The organism is Natronosalvus caseinilyticus (genome assembly GCF_017357105.1).
GTDB lineage: Archaea > Halobacteriota > Halobacteria > Halobacteriales > Natrialbaceae > Natronosalvus > Natronosalvus caseinilyticus.
The window spans coordinates 1936156-1959347 of the sequence record NZ_CP071596.1; the positions used below are offsets into that span (position 1 = coordinate 1936156).

The 23192-nt window shown below is 64.8% G+C and carries 20 protein-coding genes and 1 tRNA gene; 12 read left to right on the forward strand and 9 right to left on the reverse strand.

Going from position 1 to position 23192, the window contains the following annotated elements; translation table 11 throughout:
* Positions 1 to 101 precede the first annotated feature (101 nt).
* From J1N60_RS09455 to ddfA, 3 genes are all read left to right on the forward strand, one after another.
* Positions 102 to 617, forward strand: a complete 516-nt coding sequence (locus tag J1N60_RS09455; RefSeq protein WP_312912469.1) for a GNAT family N-acetyltransferase — start codon at positions 102 to 104, stop codon at positions 615 to 617.
* 15 nt (positions 618 to 632) lie between these two features.
* Positions 633 to 706: transfer RNA gene (locus J1N60_RS09460), tRNA-Thr, on the forward strand.
* Between the two features lie 434 nt (positions 707 to 1140).
* Positions 1141 to 1416 carry a DdfA family disk-determining factor gene (ddfA, locus tag J1N60_RS09465; RefSeq protein WP_312912570.1) on the forward strand — a complete coding sequence of 92 codons (276 nt, stop codon included), beginning with the start codon at positions 1141 to 1143 and terminating at the stop codon, positions 1414 to 1416.
* A gap of 138 nt (positions 1417 to 1554) precedes the next feature.
* Here ddfA and J1N60_RS09470 read toward each other — a convergent pair whose 3' ends face one another.
* The 3 genes from J1N60_RS09470 to J1N60_RS09480 form a co-directional block, all read right to left on the reverse strand.
* Positions 1555 to 2313, reverse strand: a complete 759-nt coding sequence (locus J1N60_RS09470; RefSeq protein ID WP_312912470.1) for a ribonuclease H-like domain-containing protein — start codon at positions 2311 to 2313, stop codon at positions 1555 to 1557.
* 225 nt (positions 2314 to 2538) lie between these two features.
* Entirely contained in the window at positions 2539 to 2736 is a 198-nt protein-coding gene (locus tag J1N60_RS09475) for a hypothetical protein (protein ID WP_312912471.1), read from the reverse strand.
* Positions 2737 to 2840: 104 nt separating this feature from the next.
* On the reverse strand, positions 2841 to 4046 hold the full coding sequence (locus J1N60_RS09480; protein WP_312912472.1) for a DUF7350 domain-containing protein: 1206 nt from the start codon (positions 4044 to 4046) through the stop codon (positions 2841 to 2843).
* A gap of 257 nt (positions 4047 to 4303) precedes the next feature.
* On the opposite strand from J1N60_RS09480, the gene J1N60_RS09485 reads away from it, so the two are divergent.
* From J1N60_RS09485 to glmS, 8 genes are all read left to right on the forward strand, one after another.
* Positions 4304 to 4675, forward strand: coding sequence for an Hsp20/alpha crystallin family protein (locus J1N60_RS09485; protein ID WP_312912473.1), 372 nt, complete (start codon positions 4304 to 4306; stop codon positions 4673 to 4675).
* A gap of 61 nt (positions 4676 to 4736) precedes the next feature.
* Positions 4737 to 6917, forward strand: a complete 2181-nt coding sequence (locus J1N60_RS09490; RefSeq protein WP_312912474.1) for a CDC48 family AAA ATPase — start codon at positions 4737 to 4739, stop codon at positions 6915 to 6917.
* A 117-nt stretch (positions 6918 to 7034) separates the two neighbouring features.
* A complete protein-coding gene (locus J1N60_RS09495) occupies positions 7035 to 7880 on the forward strand; it encodes an SCO family protein (protein ID WP_312912475.1) in 846 nt (281 codons plus the stop codon).
* A gap of 1 nt (position 7881) precedes the next feature.
* Complete coding sequence (locus J1N60_RS09500; RefSeq protein ID WP_312912476.1) at positions 7882 to 8439, forward strand: TlpA family protein disulfide reductase; 558 nt, start codon at positions 7882 to 7884, stop codon at positions 8437 to 8439.
* 3 nt (positions 8440 to 8442) lie between these two features.
* Positions 8443 to 9117, forward strand: coding sequence for a cytochrome c biogenesis CcdA family protein (locus tag J1N60_RS09505; protein ID WP_312912477.1), 675 nt, complete (start codon positions 8443 to 8445; stop codon positions 9115 to 9117).
* 154 nt (positions 9118 to 9271) lie between these two features.
* Positions 9272 to 12583: a bacterio-opsin activator domain-containing protein gene (locus tag J1N60_RS09510; protein WP_312912478.1), complete on the forward strand. Its 3312-nt coding sequence runs from the start codon at positions 9272 to 9274 to the stop codon at positions 12581 to 12583.
* Positions 12584 to 12838: 255 nt separating this feature from the next.
* Positions 12839 to 13528, forward strand: coding sequence for a helix-turn-helix domain-containing protein (locus tag J1N60_RS09515; protein WP_312912479.1), 690 nt, complete (start codon positions 12839 to 12841; stop codon positions 13526 to 13528).
* Between the two features lie 427 nt (positions 13529 to 13955).
* Positions 13956 to 15770 (forward strand): glutamine--fructose-6-phosphate transaminase (isomerizing), encoded by a 1815-nt coding sequence (glmS, locus tag J1N60_RS09520; protein ID WP_312912480.1) that lies wholly within the window; start codon positions 13956 to 13958, stop codon positions 15768 to 15770.
* A gap of 253 nt (positions 15771 to 16023) precedes the next feature.
* Here glmS and J1N60_RS09525 read toward each other — a convergent pair whose 3' ends face one another.
* Together J1N60_RS09525 and glmU are read right to left on the reverse strand one after the other, a co-directional pair.
* Complete coding sequence (locus tag J1N60_RS09525) at positions 16024 to 16275, reverse strand: translation initiation factor eIF-1A (protein WP_254160516.1); 252 nt, start codon at positions 16273 to 16275, stop codon at positions 16024 to 16026.
* Positions 16276 to 16540: 265 nt separating this feature from the next.
* Positions 16541 to 17722: a bifunctional sugar-1-phosphate nucleotidylyltransferase/acetyltransferase gene (glmU, locus tag J1N60_RS09530; RefSeq protein WP_312912481.1), complete on the reverse strand. Its 1182-nt coding sequence runs from the start codon at positions 17720 to 17722 to the stop codon at positions 16541 to 16543.
* Between the two features lie 466 nt (positions 17723 to 18188).
* Here glmU and J1N60_RS09535 point away from each other — a divergent pair, with 466 nt between their 5' ends.
* Complete coding sequence (locus J1N60_RS09535) at positions 18189 to 18398, forward strand: DUF7563 family protein (RefSeq protein WP_312912482.1); 210 nt, start codon at positions 18189 to 18191, stop codon at positions 18396 to 18398.
* A gap of 116 nt (positions 18399 to 18514) precedes the next feature.
* On the opposite strand, the gene J1N60_RS09540 is transcribed toward J1N60_RS09535, so the two are convergent.
* The 4 genes from J1N60_RS09540 to J1N60_RS20635 form a co-directional block, all read right to left on the reverse strand.
* On the reverse strand, positions 18515 to 19600 hold the full coding sequence (locus tag J1N60_RS09540; RefSeq protein WP_312912571.1) for a deoxyhypusine synthase: 1086 nt from the start codon (positions 19598 to 19600) through the stop codon (positions 18515 to 18517).
* Positions 19601 to 19827: 227 nt separating this feature from the next.
* On the reverse strand, positions 19828 to 21510 hold the full coding sequence (locus J1N60_RS09545) for a hypothetical protein (RefSeq protein WP_312912483.1): 1683 nt from the start codon (positions 21508 to 21510) through the stop codon (positions 19828 to 19830).
* A gap of 459 nt (positions 21511 to 21969) precedes the next feature.
* Positions 21970 to 22737, reverse strand: coding sequence for a Nif3-like dinuclear metal center hexameric protein (locus J1N60_RS09550; RefSeq protein WP_312912484.1), 768 nt, complete (start codon positions 22735 to 22737; stop codon positions 21970 to 21972).
* A 100-nt stretch (positions 22738 to 22837) separates the two neighbouring features.
* Complete coding sequence (locus J1N60_RS20635) at positions 22838 to 23179, reverse strand: AN1-type zinc finger domain-containing protein (RefSeq protein ID WP_425499340.1); 342 nt, start codon at positions 23177 to 23179, stop codon at positions 22838 to 22840.
* Positions 23180 to 23192 lie beyond the last annotated feature (13 nt).

Below are 23192 nucleotides of genomic sequence, written 5' to 3' on the forward strand. Positions count from 1 at the left end.
CCCGGGCATCTCGAGCGGCGAAGCCTGTACCTCGAGCGGCGATATCCGTGTCTCGAGCTGCCAGTGTTAGTGAACCTCCCTCGAGCGCCGCTCATCCACGAATGACGGTCGGCGACGATCCCGACCTCGTGATCGAACCGGCAACGAGTGACGACCTCGAGGCCGTCACGGAGTGCTGGGTCCGCCTCGCGACCGATCAGCGCCGACACGGCTCCGTCGTTCGCCCGGAGGAAAACCGGGAGACGATGCGGGCGACTCTCGGCGCTCACCAGGTCGACGACGGACTGCTGGTCGCCAGAGACGGGGACCGAATCGTCGGATTCGCGTCCTTCTCGGTCGAACACGGCGCGCTCGAGCTGGCGTGTACGCGTGGCCTGCTCTCGAACATCTACGTCGACCCCGACTACCGCGGTCGGGGACTCGGGTCGGCGTTACTCGACCGCGCCGAGGCCAGCCTCGCCGACCGCGGCGTCGATCGGCTGGTTCTCGAGGCGATGGCCGACAACGAGGAGGCCAGGCGCTTCTACCGCGAGGCGGGGTACGAGCCGTTTCGGGTCGGCCTCGAACGCGAACTCGATCGGCCGGCCGAAAACGATACACACTCAAAGGACGAGTGATAACTCACAGACCGCGCCAGGGGAGCATGGGTGGTACATGCACTCGACTTGTAATCGAGAGTTCACGGGTTCAAATCCCGTCCCTGGCTCTTTCTCGCGATTGTCGGTTCCGACGTCGAACGGCATGGACGATCGCCCCGATTCGGCGTGGTGCTGTCCACGCTCACCTCGAGCGGTTCGCACGAGTGTAGGAGCAGCCCGCCTTCACCTGCTGTCGAACAGTCGTTATGCGTGTTACTCTCCCACGCGGTTGATGACGAGAAACCCGGTAAAAATTGCAACCACCTGCGACGTTCGGTCAATCGACCGACTGTTTCATAGAATCCAGACGTTCAATGCGTGATTACACTCTCGAGTTCGCCACTGAACTCGTTCAGACTACGCTGACAGTACTAATTTTATGATAAAGTAGATGCCCAAATTGAAGAATAATGTCTGTATTAGATGATTGGTGTATAGAAATGTGCAGCAAGAGGGGCTTGAGGCCACAGGTTTTATATCCAACCGTGTAAAGCATCCGCCAATGCTACTGTCAGCCGACCGATCGAGCATGAACGAAGGAGTTCCTCTTAGTTTCCGTATCGTCGAAGCCGTTGCCAGAGAAGAGGGTGTCGACCCTGTCGAAATCGAACCTCCCGAGTACGACGCTCTCTACGACGTTCTCAATCCTGAAGCGCTCGACTCCCTGTTCGCGCCGCGCGAGGATGGCACTCCGCGGAGCCCCGGCGAAGTAACGTTCACGTTCTGTGGGTACGAGATGGTCGTCGAGAGCGACGGCGAAGTCACTATTCTCGATTGACGCGTTCGCGTTACGGTCGTCTCTGCCCACACACCTCACAGCAGCGCCCAGAGCGACGTAGTGTCGTCCGCGTCGAACATGGACGGCTATTCGAGCTTGCATCCGGAAACAGTTATTCGAACTCGCGTCCGCAAATGGCTACTCGAGGCTGCGTCCACAAACGGGTTCGAAGACCGACTCGTGGAGGCGTTCGGCCACCGTCTCCATCAGCGGCTCGAGGTTCGCGGTGTCGGCCCGATTGTACCGCACGAGCGTCTCGAGGGCGTCCTCGTCGCCGCGCTCGTACTGGTGCCAGAGGCGAATCGCGTCGCGGCCGCTGATGTCGGGTTGGTCGCGGTCGATGCCCAGGTCCCGTTCGATCCGTTTGAGCCCGCCGGTCAGGTCGAGTTTGCGACAGGGGTACATGAGGTCGATGTGGGGCACCGAGGCGTCGACGTCGAACGCCGTCTCGAGGAACGGGACGTCGAAGCGCTGCCCGTTGAACGTCACGAGCGCCGCGGCGTCGTCGAACTCGCTCTGAAGGCGGTCCCGCGTGAGGTCCTGGCCGTTGACGTACGTTCGCGTCTCACCACGACGGTGGACGCTCACTGTCGTCACGTCGTGACGACTGGCGTCGAGGCCCGTCGTCTCGATGTCGAGGTAGCAGACGTCGTCGCGAACGTTCTCGAAGAACCGCCAGCGACTCGCCGCCGGGAGCGCCTCGGCGAACGGCGAGACGTCACCGGCCTCGAGGTGGCGTCGGCCGTCGTCAATGAAGGCCTCGATGCGGTCGGCGACGGTCGAGCCGACGACGCTGCCGTCGAACTCGTCCCAGTGGGTGATGCCGTGTTCCCAGAGGCGATGCTCGGTGGTCTCGCCCACGCCGCGAACGGGGAGAAAGCTGTTCTCGATTTGCACGTCCGATGAGGGGCGTTCGGGTCGCAAAAACGTGTGGGTTCGACCGGACACGAAACGAACGGCCCGTCGTCTTTGCTATATTTTCTATAGGTATGGTCGAGGCGCTCTCGGCGTTCGACTCGCCACTATCTGGCTCGAACGAGATTGAAACCCCCGTTGTACTCCGCAGTCGATTTCGATTGGCTAGCGCTCGGATCGTGAGAATCCGAACCTCCTCCCCGAAACCTAGTAATAGTACAGCTCGACGGTGTGACCGCAGTTGTGACACGTCGTCTCCGTACCGCTGAGACGGTGTTCCTCGTCGTCCGCCTCGAGGTGGTGTCCGGATTTCCTGATCCCCGGTCCGCCGGGGACGGCCGCTCGAACGGACTCGCTACAGGCGGGACAGCCGACCGTTACTCGCGGGCGTTCAGATTGTGACATACCTCCCACGTACCGTATCGGTCGTTTTTGTTATACGAGTCATAAGCCCGGTCAGCGCCCGCCTAGCCGGGATCGAACTCGCTGAAACTGTTCGGAAGCGTGTCTTACTGATCGAACGAAACGGGCTCGAAGTCGAAGAACGCAGTCTCGTACCCGTCGTGGCGAGCGACCTGTGGCGCGGTGTCGACGGAGACGGTTACGCGGTCGGCCGCGGTCAGGTCGTCGATTGCCAGCCCGTAGTGGTGCCCAAACTCGTGATCGAGGGTTTCGACCAGCGGTTCCTCGAGCAGCGTCTCGCCGTCGGCCTCGAGAGTCGCTGACAGCGACGTGAAGGGGAGCGGGACGTCGTTGTACGGCGTGCGCGGGAAGACGGCGAGGTACGTGTCTGCGTCCGCGTCCGCGTCCGCGTCATCGCGCAGCCGCTCGAGATCGGTCTCGATGGCGGTGATGTCGGCGTCGCCGCTCCGTTCGGTGCCGAGGCGAGTTCCGGGGAGATTCGAGATAGCGGGTCCGGTGAACGCGGGTGCGGCGCCGTTTCCGTGTCCGTCGCCCGACCCGGTTTCGTCGTGCTCACCCTCGTGTCCGTTCCCGCTTCCGTGGCTCATCACCTCGAGCGCCCCCCGCGTCCCCTGTTCGTCCTCGGGAACCGAGATCAGTTCGAGGTCGCGCACGTCCGCGCGGGCGTACTCGAACGGAATCTCGACCGTCTCGGTCGACTCGAGTCGTCCCTCGAGGTCGCCGGTTCGGCGGGTCGTCACCGGACCGACCTGGATTCGGGCCGTGTACGATCCCTCCTCGGGGAGCGTGACGTTGTCGCCGTAGTGAAATCCCATTCGCTGGGCGAGCATCGACCAGGGGGCGTCGCCGTGGACGAGGTCGCCGTCGGCGTCGACGATCTCGAGGCCCAGGTCGGCGGGGAGGACGACGCCGGTCGCGTCGTCCCAGACGGTCATCATCAGGTGGTGGGTGTCCTCGGTCTGGACGTCGACGCGGTGACGCTCGCCGGAGACGAGCCAGAACCGGTGGGGGAACGTGTAGGTGAGCGAGACGGCGTAGTCGCCCGCCGTCCCTTGGCCGTACGCGGCCATCTCCTCCTCGCCAGCCGGCACGTAGACGGCGTCGGGGCGATCCTCGATCAGCGGCGGGGTGTTCCAGGCCGACTGCTCCTCGAAGCCGAGGCGCTCGAGGCAGCCGGCGAGCGCGAATCCACACCCGGTCGCGCCGGCCTTAAGGACGTTGCGTCGCTCCCAACGAGCGCCGCTCGAGGAGGCGCGTCCGGTGCGGTCCGCGGTTCCCTCCTGTTGATTCATACGATAAATGGGGGCACGGCGCGCAAAACGTCGTTGGTTCGCCGCTCGAGTACTCCCAGCGTCCGGAACCTGCTCGCGGTGTCGGTGGTGCGCTGATCCACGTTTAAGTGGGTCCGATAATCGCTGTTTCGGCCCCGACACAGATCGGACGAACCCGGATCCAGTGTTCTATTTTCAAAAGGAATCGAAACGAATCTGAGAGCTAATTTTATTACGAACCACACACATAGTCGTAACTGCACGCGAGGTGAATAGTAATGGCACTGCCACGAAACGCACCAAGCTCCTGGATTCAGGGACTCGACTTCCCGAGCCGACTCTTCGAGACCCAGAGTACCGATTACGAACTGTACGAGGAGGAGGACGATTTCGTCCTGAGCGTCGAGATGCCGGGTTTCGATCGCGAGGAAATTAGCGTCTCGTGGGACGACGGCATGCTCAACGTCGCCGCGAACCGCGAGGACGACCAGCGCGGTCAGCGGAAGACGTACCACCGACGGTTCCGCTTCCCGAAGAACGTCGTCGAGGAGGAGATCACCGCTCAGTACCGGAACGGCATCCTCGAGGTGCGTCTTCCGGTCGAGACCGGCGCGACCGTTAGCGGCACCGAAATCGAGGTTCAGGGCTGATCGTCCGCCTCGGGGCGATCCGCTCCCTGTTCCGTTTTTCCTGCACGCGAGGTGAGTCACGATGTACCTCACGGTGAAACAGCTCAAGAACAGGGACCCGGGCAGTGGAATGGCCGTAATCGACCGCAACGCGCTGGGCGAGCTGGGCGTGAGCAGCGGAGATTTCGTGACCATCGACGGTGGTGACGGCGAACGGACGGTCGCTCGCGTCTGGCCCAGCGATAGCGAGGACGCCGGCCGCGGGCTGATCAGGATCGACGGCCAACTTCGCCACGAGGCGAACGTGCGGATAGACGACCGCGTCGCCGTCGAACCCGCGGATGTCGAGCCGGCTCGGTCGGTGACGATCGCGCTTCCCCAGAACATTCAGATCAGCGGTGACGTGGGAGCACACGTTCGGGACAAACTCGTCGATCAGGCGGTAACTGAGGGGCAGACAGTCGCTTTTTCGATCGGCTTCGGACTGTTTTCGAGCAGGTCCGGTCGGCGGATTCCCGTTCGGATCGTCGACACCGAGCCGTCGGGAACGGTCGTCGTTCGCAACACCACGAAGATTGACACCGTCGGCGAGGACGGCGACTCGATCACCGTGTCCGACCCCGACGCCGACGACGTCTCCGCACCGACGGTAACCTACGAGGACATCGGCGGCCTCGAGGACGAACTCGAGCAGGTTCGCGAGATGATCGAGTTGCCGATGCGCCACCCCGAACTGTTCCACACGCTCGGCATCGAACCGCCGAAGGGCGTCTTGCTCCACGGTCCGCCCGGCACCGGGAAGACCCTGATGGCGAAGGCCGTCGCCAACGAAATCGACGCCCACTTCAAGACGATCTCCGGCCCGGAGATCATGTCGAAGTACTACGGCGAGAGCGAAGAGCAGCTCCGCGAGGTGTTCGAGGAAGCCGAGGAGAACGCCCCGGCGATCGTCTTCATCGACGAACTCGACTCTATCGCCCCCAAGCGCGAAGAAGTCGGTGGCGACGTCGAGCGCCGGATCGTCGCCCAACTGCTCTCGCTGATGGACGGCCTCGAGGAACGCGGTCAACTCACCGTCATCGCGACGACCAACCGGGTCGACGCGATCGACCCCGCGCTCCGTCGTCCCGGTCGGTTCGACCGCGAGATCGAGATCGGCGTCCCCGACCGCGTCGGCCGCGAGGAGATCCTCCGGATCCACACCCGGGGGATGCCGCTGACCGAGGACGTCGACCTCGACCAGTACGCCGAGAACACCCACGGCTTCGTCGGCGCCGACCTCGAAAACCTCGCCAGAGAGAGCGCGATGCGCGCGCTTCGCCGCGTTCGGCCGGAACTGGACCTCGACGCCGAGACGATCGACGCCGACGTTCTCGAGGCGATCGAGGTGACGAACGACGACGTGCGGGCGGCGCTCAAGGGAATCGAGCCCTCGGCGCTGCGAGAGGTGTTCGTCGAGGTTCCCGACGTTTCGTGGAGCGACGTCGGCGGCCTGGACGACGCCAAACAACGCCTCCAGGAGACGGTACAGTGGCCGCTCGAACACTCCGACGCCTACGAGCGCGTCGGTCTCGAACCCGCCAAAGGCGTCCTCCTGTACGGGCCGCCGGGGACCGGGAAGACGCTGCTCGCCAAAGCTGTCGCTAGCGAGGCCCAGTCGAACTTCATCTCGATCAAGGGTCCCGAACTGCTGAACAAGTACGTCGGCGAGTCCGAGAAGGGCGTCCGCGAGGTGTTCTCCAAAGCCCGCGAAAACGCTCCGACGGTCGTCTTCTTCGACGAGATCGACTCCATCGCGACCGAACGCGGTCGGGGCGTGGGCGAGTCGAACGTCGGCGAACGGGTCGTCTCTCAGCTCCTGACCGAACTCGACGGCCTCGAGGAACTCGAGGACGTGGTCGTCGTCGCGACGACGAACCGGCCGGACCTCATCGACGAGGCCCTGTTGCGGCCGGGAAGACTGGACCGTCACGTCGAGGTGTCCGAGCCCGACGACGACGCCCGCCGCGCGATCTTCGAGATTCACACCCGCGACAAGCCGCTGGCCGAAGACGTCGACCTCGAGACGCTCACGGAACGGACCGAAGGCTACGTCGGCGCCGACGTCGAGGCCCTCTGTCGGGAGGCGGCGACGATCGCCGTGCGCGAGTACGTCCGGACGGACGACCCGGGTGAGGTCGACGAGATCGAACTCACGATGGACCACTTCGAAGCGGCGCTCGAGGACGTCGACTCGAGCCCGAAGCCGATCCCCGCGGAGTAAATCGCGCCGTACGGTGGACAGACCCTCCGCTCGGCGCCGACAGGACGATCCCGCGGCCATCGGTTTTCGGATTGTCGAACCAACGAGCCTTTGATCGACCGGTCCCAGGATTCGAGTATGGACAGACGGACGTATCTCGGCGGTCTCTCGACGGCGGGTCTCGCCGGGGTTGCGGGGTGTCTCGGCTCGATCGAGGGCGTGCTCGGCGAGGACGAGCCCGAACCCGGCCGCGGAAACTGGGGCGACGGCCAGACCGCCCTCGACGCGCCGACCGAGGACCGGGGCGATCCGGTCCACCCGATCTACGGCCAGGAGATGCCGTCGTTTTCCTTCCCGGACCCCCTGACCGGAGGAACCGTCTCCTCGAGCGACCTCGAGGGGGAGAAGTCGTACCTCATGACGTTCTTCTACACCTCTTGCCCCGACGGCGCCTGTCCGGCCCTACTGCTGCGCCTGCGCCGTGCCCAGGCCGACGCAGTCGAGAACGACTACGTCGACGACCTCGAACTCCTGGCGATCACGTTCGATCCCGACCGGGACACCCCCGAGGTGCTCGAGGCGTACGCCGGCCAGCAGGGAGCCGACCTCGAGGTGGGCAACTGGCACTTCCTTCGTCCCGAAGACAACGAGACGGCACAGACGACGCTCAACGACAAGTTCGGGATGCGACTCGAGCGGGTCGAGGATCACGAGGCGGCGGGTCACGGTGACGGGAACGAGAGCGAGGACGACGAAGACCACGAGAACGATACCGAGGGAACCGATGACGATAGCAACGACTCGAGCGGTCACGAGAACGACTCGAGCGAGAACGAACACGACCACGGCGACTACGCCTTCACCCACATCAACCTGATCCTGCTCGTCAACGAACACGGCGTCGTCGAACGCTCCTATCCGCGCGGGACCATGGTCGATACCTCGAAGGTCCTCGAGGACGTACGCACGGTCGTTGGACAGTAACATGCGCAGGCGCGACCTCCTCGCAGGACTCGGCAGTCTCGGCGTCCTCGCCACCGGCGGCGTCGTCGCCACGACCGACGTCTCGAGCCTGCAGTCTCGCATCCGCCGTCGTTTCGGCGAGGATGCCAACCAACTCGAGGTCGAGACGGTCGACGCCCAGGGGAGCGAGGCCGGGACGATTTCGCTCCCGTCGCTCGAGCAGCCGACGTTCATCGACTTCTTTGGAACGTGGTGTGCGCCCTGCATCAAGCAGATGCCTGCGCTCGTCGAGGCTCACAAGCGACTGGGCGACGAGGTGCTGTTCGTCTCGGTGACCAACGAGAATGTCGGGTCGTCGACCGGCGCCTCGATCACGGAGGCGGAACTCGCCGACTGGTGGGCCGAACACGACGGCAACTGGACGGTCGGCGTCGACCGAACCGTCGAACTCGCCGAGCGCTACGGGCTCCAGGGCTACCCGTACGCGGTCGCCGTCGACGAGTACGGCTTCGTCCAGTGGTCCGAGGGGGGCATCAAATCGGCCGACGAACTGGTCGCCGGTATCGAGCGCGCGATCTGATCGATGGTCGATCTCGCCTTCGTGTCGACGGTCGCGTTCGCAGTGGGCGCCGGTATCGCGACCTTCTTCTCCCCGTGTGCGTACCCGCTGCTTCCCGGCTACGTCGGCTACTACGCGAGCCGAACCGAGGACGCCGAGCCAACGCTCGGGGGTTCGCTCGCTCGCGGGATCGTCGCCGGTGCCGGCGTCATCATCACGTTTCTGGTCCTGCTCGGGGCGACGTTCGTGGTCGGCCACGAGACGCTCTCGAACATTACCCTGTTCGAACCGATCGTCGGCGCGTTGCTGATCGTGTTCGGGCTTATGGTCGTCGCCGGACGGGCGCCCTCGCTATCGTTCGCGCTTCCGAAACGCCGTTCGAGCGTCCTCGGGTTCGGCGTCTTCGGCGCCGGGTACGCGCTCGCGGCGGCCGGTTGCGTCGCGCCGCTGTTCATCGGCGTCCTGACCAGCGCGCTCTCGTTATCGGCGGGCGCTGGCGCACTCGTCCTCATCGCGTACGTGGGGAGCGTTACCGGGCTCATGATCTCGCTCACCGTCGCGACGGGGATGGGACTCGTCGCCGGGGCGGGGTGGATCGCGGCGCACACGGGAACGATCGAGCGCCTCGCTGGCGCAGTCATGATCGTCGCCGGCCTCGGGCAACTCTACCTCGCGATCGTGATCCTCGAGGTGCTGTGAGCGGTTTCGGGACCGACGCGGCGAACGCAATCGCTCGCTACCGGTCGATACGGTGGGGTTACTTAATCGTCTCAGGACGGTCGTGTTCGACAGTGACTGACGAGACCGGGCGGCTAGACGACTCGCAGACGACACCACGTCGGAGGTGACTCCGGTGAGCGAGCGCGCCGGTCTCGAGTCCCGCGGTACGCCGCCAGTTCTCGTGATCGACCCGACCGATAGCGTCGGCGAGATGGCGCGAACGCTCGAGGACGTCCTCGGCCCGAGTGCCGTTCACCGGGTGACCGACCTCGGGACGGCCCTCGAGTACCTCGAGGTCGCGCAGGCAGGCTGTCTGGTGTACCCGATTGACCTCCCGCCGACCGATCTGGAACGCGTTCGCGAGCGCGCCGACTGTCCGCTCCTGGCGATTGCGAGCGGCGCCGACGCCGAGGCGGCGCTCGAGGCCGGAGCGACGGACGTACTCGACCCGGACGCCTCGCGAGCGGAGGCTCGCGCACGCGTGGAAACACTATTAAATGCGTCACCGTCCGCCGCCGACCAGACCCGAACGGCGCTCGAACGGGCCGCCCTCGAGAACGGACCCGGGACGGCTCTCGTCGTCGACTCGACGGGCACCGTCGAGGCCGCCCTGCCCTCCGTCGAAACCGTGCTGGGCTACACGCCGAGTGAACTCGTCGATCGGCCCGTCGAGGAGGTCGTCCACGACGACCGACAATCGATCCGACGCGCACTCGAGGTGGCACGAACCTCGTCGGCGGACGAGGTGGGGGACGAAGCGGGGGACGAGACGGAGGACGAGGGGGGAGTTGAGACGAGAGACGCCCCGACCTGGCCGCAAACCGTACAGCTTCGCCACGCCGATGGCACGTGGCGAACGCACGTCGCGACGGTGAGAGGCGGCGACCCGGTACCCGACGACAGCCTCGTTCTGACTGTCGGCCCCGCCCCGGAATCGGACTCGACCGACGTCGAAGCCTGGGTCGGCGCGCTCGAGCGCCCGGCGTTCGCCGTCGACGAGACGTGGCGGATCGTCGCGGCGTCCGACGAAGCCAGCGTCCTCTTCGTCGACGGTCTCACGGTCCGTACCCCGATTCAGGAGGCGCTGCCGGCGGACCGTCACGAGGCGATTCTCGACCACCTTCGGGAGGCTCGAGAGAGCGGGTCGTCGGTTCGGTTTCGGACGTCGCTCTCCCTCGACGGGGAGGGGTCACCGGACGAGGAAGGATCGACGCTCGAGTGGGTGGCCGCGCCCACGGACTCGGGCGTGCTGGCCATCGCCGTGGGTGCGTCGACCGATCGCGACGAGGCGTCACCGAAGGACGAGGCGGGTCCGGCCGTCGAGACGGCACGGGCGCTCGAGACGGTGACGACGGCGCTCCGAATCGGTGTCGTCGTCTTCGACCGGGAGACGGAGCGAACGCTCGAGGCGAACCCGGTCGCGCGGGAACTGCTGGGCGCGACGGACGTGCTCGCCGGAACACTCGATTCACTGGTCGACGAACGGACGTGCGACAGAATCCGACGTCGAGCGGGCGACTCCACGGTACGGCGCGCGGACACCTTCGAGGCGACCGTCCGAACGGGGGACGGCGATCGAACCGTCTCGGCGACCGTCGTGTCGCTGTCTCGAGACCGGGCGGCGTTCTGCGTGCTCGGCGACCGGCCGCCGTCGGCGGACGACGCCATCGTCTCCGTCCTCTCCCGGACGAGTCGCGCGCTCCGGTCGGCGAGTTCGCCGTCGGTAGTGAGCCAGCACCTCGCCGACGGCGCCCTCGCGCTTACCCCATCGTCGGCCGCCTGCTGTTACCTGCTCGACGGTGAGCGACTCTATCCGGCGGCCGTCGCGCCGACCGATGCGGATCCGACGATACACTTCCCGACCCTCGACTGTGCGGACGTCCCGGCGCTCGACCCGCGGCGGCTGTCGGGACCGTCGCTCGGCCGTCTCGAGTCGGGAGCGTTCGACCCGCTGCTCGCAACGGGGGCGGTGGCGACCGATCGGGTGTTCGTCGCTCCAGTCGGCGACCGCGGGGTCGTCGTCGCCACGGGACTTGGCCTGCGGACGCTCGATTCGACGGACGTCGAGGCGACCGACTGGATGACGGCGCTGGCCGCGACCGAACTCGAGACGATGGATCGCCGGCACGCGCTCGAGGCACTGGAGGAGACGGTCGACCGCCTCGAAGCGGATCGCGACCGACTGGGTGAGCTCGAGGCGGTCGTCCAGGGGCTCGAGTCCACGCTGGCCGACGCCTCGGATCGCCGGGCCACCGAGTCGGTACTCTGCGCCGACCTGGCGGCGCTCGAGTGGGTCGACGGCGCCTGGTTCGGTGACGTCGATCCGGCCGCCGAGACCGTCACCGAGCGAGCGAGCGCTGGGTCGTTGACCTCGGGTTCGCCGATCGGAACCGACGGCTTCGTAGAAGACGTCGACTCGATTTCGGCGGCGATCGAATTGAGATCTGTGAGCCACGTCCCCGCCGCCGACCGGAACACGCCGGGGACGGTGGGACGAACCGACCGTCGTGGTCGATCAGACCGCCCCGACGACCGGGCCGGCGACGCCGTCTATCTCCCGCTGTCGTTCGACGACCGGCGATACGGCGTGCTGGCGCTCTCCATCCCGGCGGCTACCGTGACGTCGGACTTGCTCGAGCGACTCAAGACCCTCCGAACGCACCTCTCGCTCGCCTTCGCCGTCGGCGAGTACCGACGGTTCCTGACCGCCGAGGACCGACTCGAACTCTCGTTCACGCTCCCGTCGGCCGACGACGGGGCGGACCGTCCTCGAACCGGGCCGGGGGAGCCGACGGAGGGGAACCAGTCGGGTGATCCCCTCGTCGTCCTCGCCACACGCTGTCGGTGCCGAATCGACCTACTGGCGCTCTCGGAGGGGCCGAGCGGGACGTCCGTCGTGTGCTCGATTGCAGACGACGACCTCGAGGCGGCGACCGTTCGCTCGACCGCCGACGAAATCGAGGGGCTCGAGGCGCTCGACGTATCGAGCGAACGAGGCGCCCGTCTCCACGTCGAGGCGCGCCTCGTCGGCGAGACGCTCGTCGGACTGGTGGGCGCACATGGGGGAGATCTCCGCACGATAGACGGACGCGAGCGGCAACCGACGTTCGTCGTAGATCTCGCGCCCGGAACCAGCATCCGGTCGTTCGTCGACCGCCTCGAGCGCTGGGAACCTGGCGTCGAACTCCACTCGAAACGGGTCGTCTCGTCCGGGGACCGCCCGTACGGCTCGTTCGAGGACCGTATCAGAGAGCAGCTGACCGAGCGCCAGCTCGAGACGCTCAGGGTCGCGTACTACGCGGGCTACTTCGCGTCCCCGCGCGAGCACACCGGCGGCGAGGTCGCCGACCTGCTCGACGTGTCCCAGCCGACGTTCACGCGACACTTGCGCATCGCCGAGCGAAAGGTGTACGAACTCCTGTTCGAGGCAGGGCGGCTCGAGTGATCACCGAACTAACCCGATTGTATGAACCGTCGTCCGCTCGCTGGTACACGCGTCAGGGTCGGAAATTCCGAATTACTCGTCGTGTCGTGACTGTCACTCGAGCCGATGGATGAATCAGTTTAGCGCCCCGTTAATCGCCCGTTTCACCATTTAGCGTCTACCACCAAGTGACTCGGGGCGAAATGCACGCTTGATGTATCTGTCTGCGATAAGCGGCGATTACCCGGCTCGCGCTCCGCGCGGGGTGGTCCGTCGATGAGCACCAACCCACTCGATGCCGATTCGGTTCCGCTTCGATCTCAGGCCGACGACGGAATCGTCGCCGAACTCGAACTCGATCACGACGAACTGATTCTCCGACCGACGCTTCGTCGGCTCTCCAGCGGTCGCGTCGAGCTGGAGTACTCGAGCGAGCTCGAGGACGGCACCACGGTGATATTCTTCGTCGCCGAGGCCGCTCCTTTCGACGAACTCGAATCTGCGCTCGCGCGCGATACCACGGTCTCGAATCCGACGCTGGTCGAACGGTACCCCCGAAGACGGGTGTATCGCGCCACGGTTACCGACCGAGCGGTCCGATTCACGAGCCAGGTCGTCGAAGCCGGCGGCCGCGTCCTCGATCTCTCGAGCGGACAGACCGGCTGGGTACTTCGAACGCGCTTTCCCGACCGCGATAGCTTACTGGCGTTCAACCAGTCGTGTCGCCGACGAGGAATCTCGTTTCACGTCAACCACTTGCGCCTGGCGAAAGCGAACGAGACGACCGCGATCGGGTTGACCGAAAAACAGGAAGAACTTCTGAGCGTCGCCTACGAGGAGGGGTACTTCGACGTTCCGCGCGGCATCTCGCAGGACGAACTCGCCGAGACGCTGGGGATCTCGAAATCCGCCGTCTCACAGCGGCTCCGGCGGGCAGTGACCGAGCTGTGTGAGTCGTCGCTCTAGGGCTCGATTCGAACTAGTCGGGTCGCGATTATAGACTGTGTTATAGCCACCGTTTTCGATCGTGTAATCGGTTCAAAACTGTTTCCGGAGACACGATGGGTGAACATACCGATGGAAAGGACCGTCTGCGCGGGCGGAATTCTCTCCCATCTCGTGAAATAATTCGATCTGCGTCGAAAGACGGCAATTTCGACGGGCTCGAGGCCGGTTCGCGACGTATCAGCCGGTGGAGAGAGTACGTGGTGACTATCGACCGCGTTAGTGGATCTATAGTAATGGGTCGAGCGCCGCTCTGTAGTGCTATGACAGTGCATCGTTTGACGGTCCGAGCGACCCGTGGCGGCTCCCCCCGAAACGGCTCCGCATCTCTCCCTCGCACCCGACAGACTCCCGCGGTCGACGTCGCGATCAACGAGGTGAGCCACTGATGTGTGGCATCATCGGACGCGTGGGCACCGACCAGGCGATCGATACCCTGCTGACCGGCCTCGAGAACCTCGAGTATCGCGGCTACGACTCCGCGGGCGTTGCCGTCCAGAACGGCTCCGGAATCAAGGTCCAGAAACGCTCCGGGAAGGTCGACGACCTGAAACGCACGATCGACAGCGACACCCTCCACGGCGAGGTTGGCATCGGCCACACCCGCTGGTCCACCCACGGGCCGCCGACCGACGAGAACGCCCATCCTCACACCGATTCGACCCAGGACGTCGCCGTCGTCCACAACGGCATCATCGAGAACTACGCCGAACTGAAAGCCGACCTCGTAGCCGCGGGCCACGAGTTCACCAGCGACACCGACACCGAGGTCATTCCGCACCTCATCCAGTCGTACTTCGACGAGGGCGCATCCGCCGAGGCGGCGTTCCGGCAGGCCATCGAGGATCTCGAGGGAAGCTACGCGGTGGCCGCGATGGTCGCCGACGATCACGTCATCTACGCCGCCCGACAGGGCTCGCCGCTGGTCGTCGGCCTCGACGAGGAGGGCTACTTCCTCGCCAGCGACGTCCCCGCGTTCCTCGAGTACACCGACAGCGTCGTCTACCTTGAAGACGGCGACGTGGTCGTCGTCCGCCCCGACGGTATCGAGTTCACGGACCTCGAGGGCAACGCCATCGAACGGGAAGCCGAGACGGTGAACTGGGACCCCGAACAGGCCGGAAAGGGCGAGTACGACCACTTCATGCTCAAGGAGATTTACGAGCAGGGTACCTCGCTCAGCCAGGCCATCGAGGGCCGGATCGACCACGAGGCCGGCGACGTCGCCCTCGAGTCGTTCCCCCCGGGAACGTTCGAGGGAATCGAGCGCGTACAGTTCGTCGCCTGCGGCACGTCTTATCACGCCGCCCTCTACGGATCGATTGCGATGAACTGTGCCGGCGTCCAGACGAGCGCCCACCTCGCCAACGAGTACGGAGTGAGTGCTCCCCCCGTGGACGAGGACACGCTCGTGATCGCCGTCACCCAGAGCGGCGAGACCGCGGACACCCTCTCGGCGATGCGCCAGGCGGCGGCCGACGGCGCCCGACTGCTGACCGTGACGAACGTGGTCGGCTCGACGGCCGCGCGACTGGCCGACGACACCCTGCTCATCCGCGCCGGCCCCGAAATCGGCGTCGCCGCGACGAAGACGTTCTCCTCACAGGCCGTCATGCTCCTGTTGCTCGCCCAGCGGGTGACCGGCGACGTCGTCGGCGAACAGCGGGCGAACCTGGAGGCGCTGCTCGAGGACGTCTCGGCGCTCCCGGAGACGATCGAGTCGGTCCTCGAGGACGACGATTCGAGGGACCTCGCCGAGCAGTACCTCGACAGCCAGTCGTTCTTCTTCATCGGTCGCGGTCTCGGGTTCCCGGTCGCGCTCGAGGGCGCGCTGAAGTTCAAGGAGATCACCTACGAGCACGCCGAGGGGTTCGCCTCGGGCGAACTCAAACACGGCCCGCTGGCGCTCGTCACCCCCGAAACGCCGGTGTTCGCGATCTTCACCGGCGAGGAAGACGAGAAAGTACTGAACAACGCCGAGGAAGCCCAGACGCGAGGTGCGCCGGTGATCGCGGTGTGTCCCGAGGGCCACCGTGCGTTGAATATCGCGGACGCCCACCTCGAGATTCCGGACGTCGATCCGGACCTGGCGGGCCTGCTCGCGAACGTCCAGCTCCAGCTGGTGTCCTACCACGCGGCGAACGCACTGGGGCGACCGATCGACAAGCCCCGGAATCTGGCGAAGAGCGTCACGGTCGAATAATCGAGCATCGATTCGGGTGACCGCCTCGAGGCGGCGAGGCCGCCGCTTCCGGTCACGCGATCCCGACTGTCGAGACGCTGCTGCGGTGCCAGACGGTTTTCATCGGTTCAACTCCTAACACTATACAAACAATAGTCAGAACGCAGTCTCGCTACAGGTGGGCAGGTGACTCTCTTCGTCTCGAGTGACACGCCGATTAGCAGCGAACCCGTCGCTCTCGAGGCGAGCCAGCGAGTACCGTCAGCGAAAACACTCAGTCGATGTGCCCTTCGCGGCGCAACTGGTCGGCGTCCTGGCCGGTGTAGCGCCACTCGATCGTCGCCTTCTCGTCCTGCCAGTCCCAGGGTTCGGCGACGACGATGTCGTCCTCGTTGATCCAGGTCCGGTACTTCATGCGGCCGGGAATACGTCCGAGACGGCTCTTGCCGTCCTCACACTGGAGTCGGACGTGGTTGCCGCCGAGGTGTTCGGTGACCACGGCGAACACTTCGTCATCGTTGGGCATCCGCAAATTGCGTCGTTGGTGTTCTTCGCTCACACTATCACTACGAACTCCAGCGGTATAACGTATCGGTGGCTCGTGGTATCATATAACGAGACACTCGAGGGAGGAAACACAGGGATGTATTCGTCGGCTGGCGTCGGACTCGAGGTACGTCGATTCGATCACTACGACAAGGTGCTGGTCCTGCGCGCCTCGGTGGCTATCGACTCGAGATTCGTCGGGAGCTGTCCGTGAGTATCGGTCCTGGTCGACGGCCGCCTGCTGGTTATCGGTCCCGGTCGACGGTCTCTCCGGGATAGCTCGTCGCCCCCGCAGAGAGCTTCAACCCCGGCGTCAGACTCGTGTTGATACCCGTCTTGACCTCGTCACCCGCGACGACGCCGAACTTCCGGCGTCCGGTCGAGACGCGCTCGCCCTTCACGGTGAATCGGACGTCCTCGCCGTCGTGGCGCAGGTTCGCGACGTTCGTCCCGGCGCCGAAGTTCACGTTCTCTCCGAGGACGCTGTCGCCCACGTACGAGAGGTGGCCCACGGTCGCCCCCGACGAGAGGACGCTGTTTTTCACCTCGACGGCGTGGCCGACTTTCGCGCCCTCGCCGACGAGCGTCGAGCCACGAACGTAGGCGTTCGGACCCACGGTCGCCCCCCCGCGAATCAGCGCCGGTCCCTCGATCACGACACCGGCGCGGACCTCTGCGCCCTCCTCGACCACGACGGGCCCCTCGAGTGTGGCGTCCTCGCTCACCTCGCCGTCGATCCGGGGCTCAAGTTCGCCGAGTTTCCACTCGTTGGCCTCGAGCAGTTCCCACGGCCGGCCCACGTCGAGCCAGCGGTCGACGACCACGGGCGTGACGTCGTACTCGTCGATGACGGTCGCGAGCACGTCGGTAATCTCGTACTCGCCGCGCTCGCTCTCGGGGACCTCGAGCCACGCTTTCGCCTCGGCGGGGAAGGCGTAAGCCCCGGCGTTGGCGAGGTTGGTGGGTGGATTCTCCGGCTTTTCGACGATGTCCGTGACGCGCTCGTCGTCGGTGCTGAGCACGCCGTAGTGCTGGGGTTCCTCGACTTCGATCGCACAGACGGCGGGACAGCGAGTGAAGAGTTCGTCGATGGCCGCCTGATCGTAGAGGTTGTCGCCGTTAAGGACGGCGAAGGGGCCCTCGAGGTGCTCGCGCGCTGCGTTGACGGCGTGGGCGGTGCCCTCCTGGGAATCCTGGACGGCGTAGCGAATCGGCGTCGAACGGTACTCCGTGCCGAAGTGCGAGCGAACCGCATCGGCTTCGTACCCGATTACCAGGACGATCTCGTCGGCTCCGGCGTCGATGGCGGTGTCGACGGTGTGGCCGAGCAGCGGGCGGTCGGCAACCGGGAGCATCGGTTTCGGCAACTCGCCCGAGAGCGGACGAATCCGAGTCCCCTCCCCAGCAGCGAGAATCACGGCTTTCATCAGTACCTACGGGTTATACGAATTCACGGATAACTATACGGGTTATCGATCACCCGATGGGAGCGTGACCGGCTGTCGGGAACGTCGTCCAGCGAGGGAGAGGCGACGACGTTTCGTCGCCCACACCAGTTCGTCGTCGAGATCGTTCCAGTGCCGGAGCGAGCACGGCCGGCTGAACGGTTTGCATCCGTCTTCCCGAATGTTGAAACTGGCCGTATCGGGCTCGTTCGGGTTCGTCTCCCTCGAAAACGGTAGAGACCACTCGGTCGGCTGGCAATCGTCTATCCCGCGACTAATTTCGTATTACGTGCGAATAACGGTCCATTACATGCCTACCGTCGGCCGATTGTCCGGATTTCGGGACACTGTCCCATTCGAGACTTGCACGGCGATTTGAAACGCTTGCAGCCGATTTCATTCGTTAGGCGACCTATAGTAAATACCCTAACGTCGAAAGAGGCTGTTGATGTCGACTGAACCAACGCAGTGGACCCCGATGGCGTCTCGAGAGGCGGCGACCACGACTACACCCGAGTGCCTGAACTGTGGCAACCGGGTGACCCGGCAGTTCGCCCGCGTGTTCGGCGACAATCGAGACGACGTCCACGCGTGCCCGGACTGCTCGACCTACCGGGAGATGAAGACGGCCGATTTCATCCCCGAGGAACGGCGCTGACCGCCCGTCGTGGTTCGTAAATCCCTACCTGACCACTCGGCCCCCACGCTCCACGACCTGATCCGAACCCAGAACCGCCTCGTCCAGGAATTGCCTGTCACCCGGTATCGAGGCAATTATTCGACGCGATCGCGCGCCGCCGCTACGACCAGCGGCAGCGTGATGGTCGCGTCGGCGTACACCGACACATTTTGAGCCTCCGGCTCGAGTTTCCCCCACGACCGGGCCTCGTCGAGGGTCGCCCCCGAGAGCCCGCCGGTCTGGGGCGGGTCCATCGTCAGCTGGACGGCGTAGTCGTAGGCTCGCGGGGTGACCAGCATCGTCTGGAGGGTAAAGTTCTTCGGCACCCCGCCGCCGACGACGAACGCGCCGGCCTCATCCGCCTCGAACGCGAGGTCGGTCAGGCGGGTCATGTCCCCCAGCGCATCGAGTGAGAAGGCGGTTGTCTGGGAGTACATCCAGGCCTGGAGTCCCAGCACCGAATCCTGGACCGCGGGACAGTAGATCGGCACGTCGTTCTCGTAGGCCGCCGCCGCGAGACCGGGATCCTCGTCGACGCCGTCCCGCTCGTTCACGTCCGCGTTCGCCCGCCCCAGCTCGCGGGTCAGCCGTTCGATCGAGACCGACCCCTCGTCTTCGCACTCGGACTCGAGAACGGGGAACACCTCCTCCCGGAGGTGTCTCTCGAACTCCGCGAAGTGTTCCTGGGGGAGGTAGACGTTGTAGATTCGGTCGACGCCCTCCTCGCGAAGGCTTTCGTCGTGTTCGCGTTCGGTCTTGCCCTCGGCGTGGACGGCGCCGTGGTGGTGTTTCCCGCCTATGGCCTCGATCGAGTCGTGAGTGAGGTTCGCTCCGGTCGTCACCAGGGCGTCGACGTACCCGTCGCGAACGAGGTCGGAGACGATCTTTCGCATCCCCGTCGGCACCATCGCGCCCGCGAGGCCGAAGAAGACGGTGACGTCGTCGTCGAACATGGCGCTCGTGACGTCGATTGCCTTGTGGAGGTTCGCCGCGCCGACGCCCGCGCGTCCGTACTGGCTCGCGAGGTCATCGACGGACATCCCGGAATGGACTTCGGCGTGACCGACGGGGTCGTGAGCGAACGTCTCTCGTTCGGGATCGTGGTGGTCGGGCTCGTGCTCGGCATTGGAGTCATCGTGATCGTGACCGTGGTCGTGGTCGTGGTCCTCGTCGCCAGTCATACTCGAGCCTGGGTGTGCCAGTCGTTTCAACACCGCGATTTTCTGGCCGACGGTCGCGTCGAACCGCATCTGCATGTTCGACATCCCGTTCCTCAGTCTCGAGCGGTTCAGTCTGAACTGAGAGCCGTCCGTCTCGGGTTCGGGTTCGGGCTCGAGCCTCGCAACTAACGCGTCGAATCAGCGGCGAAAAAATAATGGAGCGTGGAACAGTCGGCGTTCGCGTCGACTCAGTCGTCGTCGTACTCCTCACACAGCGTGTCGGTGTCGGCGTCGGCCTCGTCGATCTTCTTGTTGTTGAAGTAGAGGTTGACCATCGCCTTCCCCTTCTTGTCGAGGTCGACCCAGAAGTAGTGGGTCTCGCCGACATCGAGTTTGATCGTGTCGGCCTCTTTGGTGTAGGCGCTCTTCCAGGTCACCCGGACCTTGTAGTCGTAGCAGTTGTGGATGGCGAACCTGGCCTTCCCCGGCTTCTTGCCCTTCCCGGGCCGGTAGCACAGCCCCTCGAGGTCGATGGCCTCTTTGGGGTTCTCGGGGCCACAGACCTTCTCGGCGACCTCGTCGGTGTCGAGTTCCTCGCCGAGGTACGAGAGGGTCACGTCGTCGTCATCGTCGTCGACGTCGACCCAGAAATCCAGCGAGTCCATCGCGGGGACGTAGCCGGAGCCGTCGTACTCGCAGTCGTCGTCATCGTCATCGTCGTCGATCGACCAGGACACGGGCACCGTCTGCTGGTTGTAGTTGAACACGCGGAACCGTGCGCGACCGTTCTCGTGGCAGACCGCCCGGAACCGGATCTTGTGCGGGTTCGGCGTGCAGCGTTCGTCGGTGTTGGCGTCGGCCTCGTCGACCTGCTCGTCGTCGTAGAGCAGTTTGACGTGTGCCTTCCCCTTCTTGTCGAGGTCGGCCCAGAAGCACCGCGTGCCGCGTGCGGGAATCGTCAGGAGGCCCGACTGATGCATGTAGGTGCTGCGCCAGACGACCTCGACGTCCTCGTAGAACTCGTTGTGGACGCAGAACTTCGCCATCCCGGGGAAGTGATCACCCTTCTTCTTTTTCTTCCCTTTCGAGCCGTCGTCGACCTCGCCGATCGTGAACGCGCTCACCCACGACTCCTCGTCGTTCAGCGTGAACCGCGCGGTGTAGACGCCCGCTTCGGCGGGGTTTTTGACGTCGTCGAGGCAGACCCGGATCTCGTCGCCCTCCTCGAGGTCGTAGCTACCGCCGAAGGTGAGCGTGAGCGTCTGGCCGTCGTTGCTGCCGTCGACCTCGTCCAGATCGTCGGTCACGTCGTCGCCGTTCAGTTCGACCGTCACGTCCTCGTCGCCGACGTCCGAAATGTCGACGCCGCTTCCACAGAAGTCGGCCTCGATCTCGTTCAGCGAGTTCCCGTCGGCGTCGTCACCCACCGTGAACGTGAAGCAGTACGTCGCCTCGTCGCAGGTCCCGTCGGGATCGACCGTGACGTCGTTCTCGCCGTTGTAGACGCGCTCGTCGATGTAACACGCGGGCTCGAGGTCGATCGCTTCTTTGGGGTCTTCGGGCGCACACACCTTCTGGTCGTTGGCGTGCTTGACGTCGATCTGTTCGCCGTCGTAGAAGAGCCTGACCGTGGCGTCACCGTGGTCGGCGTCGACCCAGAAGTACGCCGAGTCCTTGCCGGACACTTTGAGCGATCCGGACTGGTCGGTCCCGTAGACGTCCCAGGTGACTTTCACCGTCTTCTTGTTGTGATTGTCGACGCGGAACTTCGATCGGTCTTCCTCGTAGCAACTGGCCACGAGCCTGATGTTGTCGGCCATCCCTTCGCCCGCGCTCACGCTGGTGGCGAAACCGGTGCCACCGAGGAGCGCGCCGGAGGCGGCGATTCGTTTGAGGCTGTCCCGTCTCGTGATGGATCGTTCGTCTGTCATCGTAGTCTCCCGGGGGATCGCCCCCAGAGTGAGTACACCTCCACGAGATGGACAGTTTGTAATCGATGAACTACCGGTTTTCACGAGCATCCTTCGGCGTGAATCGTCTCGCACGCGAGAATAACCCCGCCGTTGACCGAACGAGGGCGTGAGAATCGCTCGAGTAATCGGTCCCAAACTCGATTCATCACTAATTAGACGAGTGACAGGATCCGTATCCGGCCAGCCGGCCCGTCGATTCGTTCCCCGAGTAGCAACTCCCTTCGCCTGAAACCGACCGCTGTTCGAAGGAGTAGGAGGCGATTAGAAGGCTCGAGAACGCCCCGTGTGGGACCGTCGCCTCTCCCCGATGTGCTCGCGAGCGTCAGGGTAGTGACGGTGGGAACGAACCGAAACTCGGTGCAATGGTTGGCGAGCTAATTGGTAGACGCGGGCGCGGCTCGTCGCCGGATCACCTGCTCACAGCCCCGTCGGCGCCTCGAGGAACGTCATCTCGAGGCCCCACTCCTCGGCCAGCCCTTGCAGTGAGCGCACGCCGAACGTCTCGGTGGCGTAGTGCCCTGCCAGGACGACGTGTATCCCTGCCTCCTTCGCCTCGTGGTAGACCTGCTGTTTCCCTTCGCCGGTGACGAGCGCGTCGGCGCCAGCGTCGACGGCCTCTTCGAGCCAGTCGACCCCGGAACCGGTGACGATGGCGACGTTCTCGATCTCGTCGGGCCCGAACTCGAGGAGTTGTACCGACTGGCCGCCAGTGTCGAGCGTGGACTCGAGTGTCTCCTGGAGTTCTGCTGGCGCGTACGATTCGGCCGCCCGACCCTGCTGGCCGATGTACTCGGGCCCATACTCGCCGAACGGCCGGCGCTCCTCGAGGTCGAGCACGTCGGCCACGCCGGCGGCGTTGCCCAGTTCCTGGTGGCCGTCGAGCGGCAGGTGGGAGACGTAGAGCGCCAGGTCACGTTCGATCAGGGGCTCGAGGCGGTCGTAGGTCCGTCCGGTGACGCGCTCGAACCCGCCCCAGGAGAGGCCGTGGTGAGTGACGAGTACGTCTGCACCCGCCTCCGCGGCGGCGTCGATCGTCTCTCGAGCAGTGTCGACGGCGAAGGCGACGTGCTCGACCGTCTGTTCGTCGGGGCCAACCTGGAGGCCGTTCGCGCTGGCGTCGAGGTCGGCGAAGTCCTCGGTTCTGAGTTCCTCGTCGAAGCGGTCGACGAGCGTGGTGAGATCCATACTCGAGGGTTCGTCGGGAGGGGTGTTGAGTCGGACGGTTCGGACTCGTCGTCAAATGACGCTCGACGCATCTGCTGATAGCGGGAGGAAATGACGATAGTCAGAGGACCAATACGATCAGTGTGACGAGTGTCGCGAGAACGAGTATTCCCACACCGATTCGCAACGGTGTGAAAGCGCTTTCCTCGTTCGCAGGTTGAACCGTCGTCTCACGAAACTCCGGCCCGAGGGTGTGAACCTGGTCCAGGTTCGGGCAGTTGTGGTTCTCGGGAAGACGGTGTTCGCTACAGTAGTATTCGCCACAGTAGTTGCAATCGTTCGGAAGATCCAGTGATTCGTGGCACACGTGGCAGCGAGTCATCTGTACTAGCGCTAGCTCTCGATTAGGACGTGATAACGTTTCCCACGTTCGAGTTACTGGATAGGAGTTCGATTTAGCCATCGCCGTGGCCCGA

Excerpts from the sequence above, each read along its gene's own strand:
- J1N60_RS09455 (WP_312912469.1), top strand. The coding sequence starts at position 102 with ATGACGGTCGGCGACGATCCCGACCTCGTGATCGAACCGGCAACGAGT.
- ddfA (WP_312912570.1), top strand. The coding sequence starts at position 1,141 with ATGCTACTGTCAGCCGACCGATCGAGCATGAACGAAGGAGTTCCTCTT.
- J1N60_RS09475 (WP_312912471.1), bottom strand. The coding sequence starts at position 2,736 with ATGTCACAATCTGAACGCCCGCGAGTAACGGTCGGCTGTCCCGCCTGT.
- J1N60_RS09480 (WP_312912472.1), bottom strand. The coding sequence starts at position 4,046 with ATGAATCAACAGGAGGGAACCGCGGACCGCACCGGACGCGCCTCCTCG.
- J1N60_RS09485 (WP_312912473.1), top strand. The coding sequence starts at position 4,304 with ATGGCACTGCCACGAAACGCACCAAGCTCCTGGATTCAGGGACTCGAC.
- J1N60_RS09490 (WP_312912474.1), top strand. The coding sequence starts at position 4,737 with ATGTACCTCACGGTGAAACAGCTCAAGAACAGGGACCCGGGCAGTGGA.
- J1N60_RS09495 (WP_312912475.1), top strand. The coding sequence starts at position 7,035 with ATGGACAGACGGACGTATCTCGGCGGTCTCTCGACGGCGGGTCTCGCC.
- J1N60_RS09500 (WP_312912476.1), top strand. The coding sequence starts at position 7,882 with ATGCGCAGGCGCGACCTCCTCGCAGGACTCGGCAGTCTCGGCGTCCTC.
- J1N60_RS09505 (WP_312912477.1), top strand. The coding sequence starts at position 8,443 with ATGGTCGATCTCGCCTTCGTGTCGACGGTCGCGTTCGCAGTGGGCGCC.
- J1N60_RS09515 (WP_312912479.1), top strand. The coding sequence starts at position 12,839 with ATGAGCACCAACCCACTCGATGCCGATTCGGTTCCGCTTCGATCTCAG.
- glmS (WP_312912480.1), top strand. The coding sequence starts at position 13,956 with ATGTGTGGCATCATCGGACGCGTGGGCACCGACCAGGCGATCGATACC.
- J1N60_RS09525 (WP_254160516.1), bottom strand. The coding sequence starts at position 16,275 with ATGCCCAACGATGACGAAGTGTTCGCCGTGGTCACCGAACACCTCGGC.
- glmU (WP_312912481.1), bottom strand. The coding sequence starts at position 17,722 with ATGAAAGCCGTGATTCTCGCTGCTGGGGAGGGGACTCGGATTCGTCCG.
- J1N60_RS09535 (WP_312912482.1), top strand. The coding sequence starts at position 18,189 with ATGTCGACTGAACCAACGCAGTGGACCCCGATGGCGTCTCGAGAGGCG.
- J1N60_RS09540 (WP_312912571.1), bottom strand. The coding sequence starts at position 19,600 with ATGACTGGCGACGAGGACCACGACCACGACCACGGTCACGATCACGAT.
- J1N60_RS09545 (WP_312912483.1), bottom strand. The coding sequence starts at position 21,510 with ATGACAGACGAACGATCCATCACGAGACGGGACAGCCTCAAACGAATC.
- J1N60_RS09550 (WP_312912484.1), bottom strand. The coding sequence starts at position 22,737 with ATGGATCTCACCACGCTCGTCGACCGCTTCGACGAGGAACTCAGAACC.
- J1N60_RS20635 (WP_425499340.1), bottom strand. The coding sequence starts at position 23,179 with ATGGCTAAATCGAACTCCTATCCAGTAACTCGAACGTGGGAAACGTTA.